Below are 9,846 nucleotides of genomic sequence, written 5' to 3'. Positions count from 1 at the left end.
CGCGGACATCGAGCGAGCAGCTCCCATGGAAACGCCTCAGCCTCGCCTATTCCCTATGCTGCGCTGCCTGCTCGATGGCGCGAAAGCCGTGATCGTCCACAGCCACTATGCCGGGCGCGAAGTGCGGTTGAAGCACTTCGGCGGACCCGTCTACGTGATCCCGCATGGCACGACGGTGCGCAGCATCGACGCGGCTCCATATCGCGGTAAGTTGGGAATTCGCCTCAACGATCCGGTCGTCGGCCTCTTCGGATATCAACGCCCCGACAAGCGCGGTCTCGAAACCTTCCGCGTTTTCCGCGATCTGCTGGTGCGCCATCCGACCGCGCATCTGTTGATCGCGGGCAAACTCCATCCGGAACTGCGCATGCGGGAATGGATCGACGAGATGGGACTCACCGGGCGCGTTCACCTGCTTGGATTCCAGACTCTCGATGACTACGACGGCTACCTGGCAGCGTGCGACGTCGTATTAAACCTGCGGCGGCCGACCTTCGGTGAAACATCGGGAACCATGATGCGCGCGTTCGGGCTCGGGAGAACGGTGGTGGTGTCGGACAGCGGCGCGTATCGCGAACCACCGGACGACGTGTGTCTGCGCATTCCGCCCGATGCTTATGAAAGCGCGGTGCTCGAAGAAACGCTGCATTGGCTGATCGAAGACCGATCGCGAACGGAAGCGATTGGTGCCGCGGCGCAAGCGTGGGTGCGTGGCTGCTGCACGTGGGAGCGCGTGGCGGAGATGTACGAAGCCGCCGCTCGAGGCGGGTCGCCCACGACATCCGCTGCGCCCACTCTTACCTGCATCACGGTAGACAGAGCGACGGACGATCCGATGCGCCCCTTGATCGAAGCGCACCGGGCGTTAGAACCCGGCGGGATGTTGCGCGTTCAGTCGTCACGATCCACATTTGCGCCGGACGAGATCCGCGCCATGCTCGAAGACGCCGGCTTCGTCGTGATCTCGATCGAGCTCCAGGACGCCACAATCCGAGCGATAGCCCGGCGCGATTCCGTCCAAAAACGCCGTTATCCGAAGTGGCTCTACGTCGACTAATTAAACGCCCGCTCATACTGCACCGGCGGGCCAAGCTTGACGCCCAGCGCAGCCGCGGCTTCGAGCGGCCAGTACGGATGCCGTAGAAATTCGCGCGCGAGCAGCACCACATCCGCATCGCCCTCCCGAATGATCGCGTCTGCCTGATCGGGTTCCGTAATCATCCCCACCGCGCCGGTCAGCATCCCGGTCTCATACCGAATCCGCTTCGAGAACGGCACCTGATATCCCGGACCCACCTCGATCTTCGCGTTTGGAACCATACCGCCGGAAGAGCAATCGATCAGATCGATCCCGATCGGTTTCACGCAGCGGGCGAGCTCGACGGATTGGTCGATATCCCAACCGCCCTCCGCCCAATCGCTCGCCGAGATTCGCAGGAACACGGGAAGATCATCCGGCCAAACCGCTCGAACGGCTTTCGACACATCGAGCGCAAAACGAATGCGGTTGTGGAACGAGCCGCCGTATTCGTCGGTCCGCTGATTGGCCAGCGGGGAAAGAAACTCGTGGATCAGATACCCGTGCGCGCCGTGAATCTCGACCACTTGAAATCCCGCTGCCAGCGCACGTTTCGCGGCTGCTGCGAAAGCTTCCGTCAAGCCGTGAATCTCATCGATGGTCAGCGCAGCCGATTCCCGGTCGCCCGGATGAAACGGAGTGTCGCTCGGCGCGACCGGCTGCCATCCGCCTTCCTCCAGCGGCAATTGCGCGCCGCGCTTCACCCACGGCACATTGCAACTGGCTTTACGTCCGGCGTGAGCCAGCTGGATACCCGCGCCCGCGCCCTGCTCTTTCACGAACTTCGCGATGCGCGCCAGCATCGGGACATGCTCGTCTTTGTAGATGCCGAGGTCGGCCGGTGTAATGCGCCCGCGCGCTTCCACGGCCGAGGCTTCGGCGATCACCAGCCCGGCTCGGCCGACGGCCCGGCTCCCCAGATGCACCAGGTGCCAGTCCGTGGCGAATCCGTCTTCACAGGAGTATTGGCACATGGGAGAAACCACGATTCGGTTGCGCAGTTCCAGCCCGCGAATTTTCAGGTGGTCAAAAAGATTGTTCGGCATGTTCGTTTTGAATTGTCACGCGTTGTCGTTATCGCGATATCTTTATCAAGATGTCTCGAATGCTCGATGAGATCCGCCAGCAGCCCGAAACACTCGAACGGACGCTGCGCACGGAGTGGCGGCGCATCGAGAAGTTCCGCGAGCAAGTGCTTCGCCGTAAACCGCGCCTGATTGTGCTGGTGGCGCGCGGTACGTCGGATAACGCCGCGCAATTCGGCCGCTATCTCATTGAGATCACAACGGGGATTCCGGTTTCGCTGGCCGCGCCTTCCATTTGGACGCTGTACGGCGCCAAGCTCGACTATCGCGAAACGATGGTGATTGCCATCTCGCAATCCGGCGAATCGACGGACACAAATCTGATCCTGGAACAGGCCCGCAAACAGAATGCGACCACGGTCGGAATCACGAATGAGATAAGGAGCACGCTTGCCGGGATCGCCGAGCACGTCTTCTTCGTCCGCGCCGGTAAAGAGCGGAGCGTGGCCGCGACCAAGACTTACACCGGCCAGTTGCTGATGATGTATCTGATCGCGTACGCCCTCGGCGCGAAGCTGCGCCTGGCGGACCTGGAACGCATCCCCGAGTATGTTCGCCTGGCGCTCGGGCTGGAGCCGGAAATCGCGGCGCTTGCGGAACGCTACCGTTTTATGGACCACGCGGTGGTGATGGGTCGCGGGCTGAATTACTCCAACGCGTTCGAGTTCGCCTTGAAGCTCATGGAAACCTGCTATGTGATCGCCGAGCGCTTTTCGTCCGCCGATTTCCAGCATGGCCCGATCGCGATGGTGGAGCACGGCTTTCCGCTTTTTCTGTTCGCGCCTTCCGGTGTCACTTGGCCGGGTTTGAGCGAGATGATGATTCAGCTGCGCGGATTAAACGCGGAGATTGTAACGATCACGGACCGCAAAAATCCGGATGCTTGCGCGTTAACTACGCGGCTGATGTGTCTGCCGGAGAAGATACCCGAACTCTTCACGCCGATCCCGTATATAGTTCCCGCACAGTTATTTTCGGCCGTCCTCGCAACGCAAAAAGGACGCGATCCGGATAAGCCGCGTACCATTCAGAAGGTTACTAAGACGATTTAGTTGTAGCTTAGCTCAGGAACGTCTGGTGTACACTCAATAAGCTCGCTGAGAACGCGCGCGGACCGGAGTTCCAATGATGAAGTCTGAGGCAGCAGTGTTTCTTGCTGCTTTGCTGCTTGCATCTCCCGGCGCAGCACAAAAGTTTGAAGTGCTGCTGCCTAACTGCTGTATATCTTCAGCCGCGATTCTCGCCTTAAATCCTCAAACGGGGCAAATCGAGCGAACGCTCAACACGGGCGCTCAGAGCCCATACCGCGCGCTTGCTTATGCACTCGTCGAGTTGAAGAACGGCACGCTAGCGGTGTTGAACGATGTCATGACGTCCGCCACTGAGGAGAATGCGCTAGTGACCTTCCTGGATCCGGCAACCGGCAAAGTGAACGGCTCTTTGGCGCTACCCGGGCAGGCGTGGACTATCGCGGTGAACCCCCAGACAGGAGCCGTGTACGCGGGCTACGTCTCTTCGGGAGGTCAGCCGCTCCGGATTGCAGAGATAAATCCTACCACTCAAGCGGTGATCAAGGATGTCAACGTAAACTCCGCCGAGGGCCCACTGATGGTCTCGCCCGACGGGAAACGCATCTATCTTGAGGATGACGGCGCGATCAACGTTTATTCCACTGCAACGATGACTCAGATTGCGTCAATCCCAGGGCCGGACCTCCTGATTGGCGTTTCTCCCGATAGCTCGACTGTCTACGCAGGGTCCGGGGAGAACGGTTATCCGATGAATAGTCTGTTCTTCATCGATGCGCAGACTTTCAAGATCACTCGAACTGTGTCCGTCAAAGGCTATTTAGATGACGGCTATCCGGCTGGCGCAATCTCAACAGACGGCACAGAACTGTTTATTAACCTCGGCACATCGGTTCTAACCGTAAATGTGAGCACGCTTGCCATGCAAACTACGCCGATGCCCGAAAACGACCAGATCGACGGGATTGTTGCGAGCCCAAATGGAATCGTGTACGTACTTACGTATACGGGTACAGGATATGCGGCTCTTCTGTTCAGTCCGGCATCCTATTCATTCACGTCGCAATTCGAGTTACTTGGTTCGGATAGTGTGACGGCGAGTCTTACTGGGTCGCAGCTCTATCTTACAACTGATTCTTCTCCCCTTTCTGTTCCGGGGCCTGAGCCCTCCGGGACCATAGTGCGTACCGCCCTCACGGGAGACACGACCGGGTTTGAAGAGCCCGCGGGTTCTTACGATCCGGTAGACAACCTTGTTTTTCTACCAGACAATTTTTACGCTATCGAGATCCTCAGCGGTTCCACGCTCCAATTGAAGGGCTTCATCCCTTTTACGGCATTAGGTCCAAACTTATATAGCCATGGCGCCGGATATGTCGCGGCGTTCCCACTTATAGACGGCGATACGACCGCGCAGGGTCAAATTGTTCAGTTCGACCCCGTTTCCCAAACGGTCACCGGCACGATCGCGCTTCCGATGCCCTCCGCAGATGATGACGGCGAATTCCTTCAGATCGCCACCCTCGGTCGCTTTCTCTACGCTCCCTACTATGACTTTGACAACCAATGTATTATCTCCTGCGACGCCAAATCCCCTGCCGGCAAAACCCCGGCCAACTCCTATAGCTCAGGCATCGCCGTTGTTGACACAGACAGTTTCGAGTTAGTAGCCAATTTTCCACTAAACTTCGATTCCAAAGCCGGTTTCGCAATTCCATCCGGTGGTGGCTTCGGGTATTTGTCCGCCCTTGTGGGAAATACGAATGAGTTGATTCAGGTCAATCTGGCGACCGGTTCGCAGGTCAATGCCGTGCCACTGGCCGACACCGGCTTTCTTGTCGCGTCACCGGATGGAACCCTGTTGTACCTGAATAGCGGACATTCGATCGACGTAATCGACGTGCAAAGTCTTAGCCTGGTGAACTCGGCGCCCCTCGCCTACAACGGAATGTCGATCACTCCAGACGGTCAGTATCTTTATTGCAACGCCGACGCCGAAGTCGACATTGTCTCCACTTCTACTCTCCAAGTCGTGACAGTAATTCCGTCGCAAACCGGCATAACCACCCCGGGCGTTCCGATCATACTCAGCAGGTAGCTATCATCCGAGGCCTCGATGCCCAAACTCTATCTACTTACTTTACTGCTCGGGGCTGCGTCGGGTGCCGCCGCCTCCACGGCCTGGGTCGGAAGCTGCTGTAATAATCCCGGCCTTCTCTTCCGTTACGATACGGCCTCTCACACGCTCCTCCCGTTGATTAGCGCTGGCGTGTCAAATCCGGCCGACGCAATCTACTCACCGGATGGCCAGACTATCTTCGTTGCGAGCGAGGGGCCGGATGGTGGCGAATACTTGGACGGAGAGGTTGCGGTAATGAATGCCTCGTCAGGAGATGTTACGGCAACGGCCTACTTCACCGACGGCGTACCTTTCTCTCTGGTTGTAAGCCCCGACGGTTCGGTTCTATACGTCGGAGTGATGGACGTAAACGGTGCGTTGGTTTACGCCTTGAATGCCCAAAACTTGCAGATACTTGCGACGTCCCCGAGTGTGTTCGGGGACAACGGTAATGCGTCCGATCCTCTGGGGCGCTTGGTGGTTTCCCCGGATGGAACCGTTGTTTATCTGTTCCTAAGCACCGGGCTTACTGCGTTTGAGTCGTCGACATTGAGCATTTCCCACTCGCTGACCGCAACGCTTGGCGTCGGAATAGGCGGGGCGGTTTCGCCCGATGGAAACTATATTTACGTGCCGGAGAAGCAAAGTGGTGGCGCAGCAGTCGCAGCCGTCAACGCGAGCACTTTCGACACAGCCTGGACCGTACCGATACTTTCCTCGGGCAAGTCGGCGCCACTTGCAATCGATCCGTCGGGCGACACGATCTACGCCGGGGCCAGCACAGGATCGAGCGGAATCCTGGCGGTTATTCCCGTGTCCACGCATAGGGTTTCAACGACTTATACAATCCCCGGAGACGTGCGGGACGTGGCCGTTGCGGCCGATGGCGCGAATGTCTACGTGCTGCTGATACAAGGGATTCTTGCCTCCGTCTCTGTGGCAACCGGGGCAGTTAAGGAAATCTCGACGAATCCTGGAATCACTTACTTTGAATCGCTCTCGCCGGAGAACTCTGACCTACTCATCGCGAACAGTGACACGGGGGTACTGGAAGGATTTGATCCCTCTAGTGGAGCGAGTGTCGGTTCGGTCCTCGGAGGCGCGGGGTATAGCCTGAGTACGGCTGAGTCGATTAATTCCACCTACGCGTTCCAATTGGGTGAGAACGGAGTATTAGTCGTCGATCTCGCCGCGCAGCGCTATGTAGGGACAATCCCCGTATCCTACGCGAACGCGGTTGCGGCTAACGCTAGCGGGAGTGAAGTCTACGTGCTAAGTGGATACTTCAACGCAACCACCTCGGAAATCTGGGCGGCCGATACCGCGGCTCTTCGCGGCGCGCCGAAGCTCCAGCTACCCGTGAATGCGGAAGATGCACAGTTGGCCGTCTCGGCGGATCAGTCGACTCTCTTCGTCGCAACCCAAACCGGCTTCTTTCAGATTGATTTGGCGACATCCACCGTGACATCCATGCTGCCTGGTAATTTCGCGTCTGTCGCCACTTCAGCGACCGAGCCTACTCTTGTCTACTACGTCACGGGCGCCCCGGACAATTACTCGCTAAACGCCATGAACTATTCCACACGCGCCCTCACGCTTTCGGTCCCTCTGGATCCATACACCGGGTTGAATGCCCTGCGCATCAATGCCAAGGGAACCTTCGCGTGCGTCCTGGGGTCTACGCCGCTTGTTCAGTGCGTCGATTTCGCGCTTGGAAGAATTGTTTGGACTGCGGACAATGGGGAGGAAGGCATGGGGATCGGGATTACTCCCGATTCGAAGTATGTCGTGGTCACCGTGCAATTCGGTAGCAACGCATTTGTATACGATGCTAGGGACGGCCAATTGGTTGGTATGTTGCCGTTGCCTTCGCCCGGAGGCGTTGTCGTTACGTCGCCCTAGCAGGGCATTCGCCGCATGTACGATAACTTGGAATGCAATTCTCAAACCTAGCTCTATCCCGCCGTTTAGAACGCGCGGAAGGCTTTGCCTGCGCAGAGTGCGCGGACGCTCGCCGGCGCTTATTTCCGGACTCCGGAGCGGAGTGGATCGAGTGCGCCGGAACTTACGCGGTCTTCAACGGCGTAAACTCGCCGATTACGCAGACGTTCGGACTCGGGTTATTTGAGGAACTAACTTCCTCCGCGCTCGATACCATCGAAACCTTCTTCTTCGACCGCGGAGCGGATGTCATCCACGAAGTAAGTCCATTTGCCGGAGTCGCCGCACTCGATCTGCTCTGCGCGCGCGCGTACCGGCCGATCGAGATCAGCAGCGTGATGTACCGCCCTGTAGAAGTGCCGCCGGTTGGGTTGACCGGCAGCCTAAGCGTGCGCGTGATAAGTAATGACGAAGCGTCTCTGTGGGCTGATATTAGTGCCCGAGGTTGGAGTTCCGGAGACCCGGACCTTATGGAGTTCATTCGCGAGTACGGCGGGATCTCTACAGCCTGCGAGGACAATCGTTGCTTTATCGCGGAAATCGACGGACAACCCGGTGCAGCCGGCGCGCTATGGATTCATGAAGGCGTTGCGTTGTTTGGCGGCGCCGCTACGATCCCCGAAATGCGCCGCCGCGGGCTGCAGGGCGCTCTGCTTCAGGAACGCATGCGGTACGCCGCTGAGCAGGGCTGCGACTTAGCCATGATGGTGGCCGAAGCCGGCAGTGAATCGCAGCGCAATACCGAGCGCAAAGGTTTCCAGATCGCGTACACGCGCCTCAAATGGCGCAAGCCTCACCGCGTTCCGAGTACGATCTGATTGCCTTCCGAGTCCTTCATGATCACGAACGTTCCCCACGGCTGCTTCTGTGGCGGCCCCTTGAACTCGACTCCCTTACCCTGTAACTCCGCAAAGGTCTTGTCCACGTCGTCCACTTCCCAGGAGGTGTTCACGAAGGTTCCGACGCGATCCTCCTGACCATCCGGCGTGAAAAGGACGATGCCCGTTTCGGCCCCGGGGATGGACAGTTCAATCCAACGCTGCTTCTCCGAGAACTGTTGATCCGTGAAAATTCGAAAGCCTAGTTTTTCCGTATAGAACTGGAGTGCCCGGTTCTGATCTTCGACCGGGATGCCGAGAAATTTGATTCGTTTGATCATGCAGCTTTAGAATGCCAGTCGAGGCGGGGCGAAATCAATGCCTCGCGGGCAAATGGCAGAATCGGACGCTATAGCTATTATTGCTATAGATAAATGCGACTCGACCCGTACATAATTGACACCCTGATGCGCGATCTGGTGGCGCACAGCCGCTCGGCCGCGGTTTTCCTCGTCTACCTGCAGCTGTATCGGCTCAGTCACGGCGCGGGGCGCGAGTCCGTCGCTATAAGCCACTCCGTGCTTGCCGAGCTAGCCGGCATTTCGAAGCGCTCGGTGCAAACTGCCGTCGCGCATCTGGCCGACCGGCGGCTGATCTTGCGGCAACGCTCGAAGCCTACCGCAGTGCCTGTCTATACGGTACTTACGCCGTGGATCAGGCCAACGAAAAAGGCATGAATATCACCGCTCCCAATCGATTGCTTCGAAGAGCGTTCTAAGCGGCTGCCCTTTCGCCCGATTGACCATCTCCACGAAACTAACCTGGCCCTGCAGACACCCGCGAAAATCGGGCGTTCCGTCCCGGTTCTGCGACGCCGGGCCGCGCCTCACGGAGTTAGTCAGTATAGCTTCTAATAGCTCAAGCTCGCGCCTCGAGATGATGACATGATGGTTCACCACGATCCCCGCCAATTGCTGTCGCGTGCTCGGGCGCATGATTCGCGTCTTGTGGTGATTGACGCCGAAACCCTCTTCCAGCGCGATCGCGGCGGCGTGCGAGGCAAAACGATCCACTCCGCGGCGGAACGGTACGCCGCCGGAGAAGGCAAGATCGTCGGCATACCGTGTATATCTGCCGCCCGCGGTCCTGGCCAAGGCGGATAGTCGGCAATCTAACCTATACGCCATGAGATTAGCCAGTGACGGAGACGTCGGCGCGCCCTGCGGTAAATGCGGCCGCGCATAAAGCGCCCCACACGCATCCGCCGGCGCGGAATTGCTGCACAAACCGCCCAGCCGGTCGGAGACCGTCTCGGGGTAACCAAGTGTCCGGAACAACGCTTGAATACGCGCGGCGGGAAACGCCGGAAAGAAGTTCTCCAAATCGAGCCGCAACAGAACGTCCTGGCGCACGTGCGGCTGGGCATAGGTCACGATCGACCGCCCTCTTACAAACCCGTGGACATCCGGATGAACCGGAACGTGATCCAGAATTCCCGAGAGTACCCGCCGCTGTAACGCCTTCAACGTCGCCTTCGGTGTTTCAATCAGCCGGACGCCGCCGGACCGTTTGACTAATACCCGATAGTGATAATGCTGAAGCTTGGGACGCCGGTTATTCAAGTGTTTCAGATCCGCGAACCACTCAAGCTCGGCGGGATACAGAGACAACCAATCGGCTAAGTCGCCCACCGTTTCGATAGCGGGAAGCTTCCACTCTTCAGCGGCCGCAACCGGTCGCATTCGCGGCGCCTCCGGCAGCCATTCGGCGACGAGGA

9 protein-coding genes are annotated in these 9,846 nt (G+C 58.4%); 6 read left to right on the top strand and 3 right to left on the bottom strand.

Annotated features, from left to right (window positions below; genetic code table 11):
* Window positions 1–1,057 (top strand): glycosyltransferase family 4 protein (locus H1Y01_RS18820; protein WP_219341692.1); only part of this gene is annotated, 1,057 nt, incomplete at its 5' end.
* On the opposite strand, the gene H1Y01_RS18815 is transcribed toward H1Y01_RS18820, so the two are convergent.
* Window positions 1,054–2,124, bottom strand: coding sequence for an NADH:flavin oxidoreductase/NADH oxidase (locus tag H1Y01_RS18815; protein ID WP_180542304.1), 1,071 nt, complete (start codon window positions 2,122–2,124; stop codon window positions 1,054–1,056). The genes H1Y01_RS18820 and H1Y01_RS18815 overlap by 4 nt on opposite strands.
* Before the next feature lie 50 nt (window positions 2,125–2,174).
* On the opposite strand from H1Y01_RS18815, the gene H1Y01_RS18810 reads away from it, so the two are divergent.
* The 4 genes from H1Y01_RS18810 to H1Y01_RS18795 all read left to right on the top strand — a co-directional run bounded on the left by H1Y01_RS18810 (window position 2,175) and on the right by H1Y01_RS18795 (window position 8,069).
* Window positions 2,175–3,215: an SIS domain-containing protein gene (locus H1Y01_RS18810; RefSeq protein ID WP_180542302.1), complete on the top strand. Its 1,041-nt coding sequence runs from the start codon at window positions 2,175–2,177 to the stop codon at window positions 3,213–3,215.
* A 76-nt stretch (window positions 3,216–3,291) separates the two neighbouring features.
* Window positions 3,292–5,289, top strand: coding sequence for a hypothetical protein (locus H1Y01_RS18805; RefSeq protein WP_219341691.1), 1,998 nt, complete (start codon window positions 3,292–3,294; stop codon window positions 5,287–5,289).
* An 18-nt stretch (window positions 5,290–5,307) separates the two neighbouring features.
* Window positions 5,308–7,212 (top strand): YncE family protein, encoded by a 1,905-nt coding sequence (locus H1Y01_RS18800; protein ID WP_180542298.1) that lies wholly within the window; start codon window positions 5,308–5,310, stop codon window positions 7,210–7,212.
* A 32-nt stretch (window positions 7,213–7,244) separates the two neighbouring features.
* Window positions 7,245–8,069, top strand: coding sequence for a GNAT family N-acetyltransferase (locus H1Y01_RS18795; protein ID WP_180542296.1), 825 nt, complete (start codon window positions 7,245–7,247; stop codon window positions 8,067–8,069).
* Here the strand turns inward: H1Y01_RS18795 and H1Y01_RS18790 are convergent.
* Window positions 8,045–8,410 (bottom strand): VOC family protein, encoded by a 366-nt coding sequence (locus H1Y01_RS18790; protein ID WP_180542294.1) that lies wholly within the window; start codon window positions 8,408–8,410, stop codon window positions 8,045–8,047. The genes H1Y01_RS18795 and H1Y01_RS18790 overlap by 25 nt on opposite strands.
* 93 nt (window positions 8,411–8,503) lie before the next feature.
* Between H1Y01_RS18790 and H1Y01_RS18785 the strand changes: the two genes are divergently transcribed.
* Window positions 8,504–8,806 carry a helix-turn-helix domain-containing protein gene (locus tag H1Y01_RS18785; RefSeq protein ID WP_180542292.1) on the top strand — a complete coding sequence of 101 codons (303 nt, stop codon included), beginning with the start codon at window positions 8,504–8,506 and terminating at the stop codon, window positions 8,804–8,806.
* Between the two features lie 3 nt (window positions 8,807–8,809).
* Here the strand turns inward: H1Y01_RS18785 and H1Y01_RS18780 are convergent.
* The coding region (locus tag H1Y01_RS18780; protein WP_219341690.1) for a reverse transcriptase family protein at window positions 8,810–9,846 on the bottom strand (1,037 nt) is incomplete at its 5' end.

The organism is Nevskia soli (genome assembly GCF_903970205.1).
In the GTDB taxonomy this organism is placed as follows: Bacteria; Acidobacteriota; Terriglobia; order Bryobacterales; family Bryobacteraceae; genus Bog-113.
The sequence above is the reverse complement of the archived record's forward strand: the minus strand, read 5'-3'. Positions and strand labels throughout refer to the sequence as shown.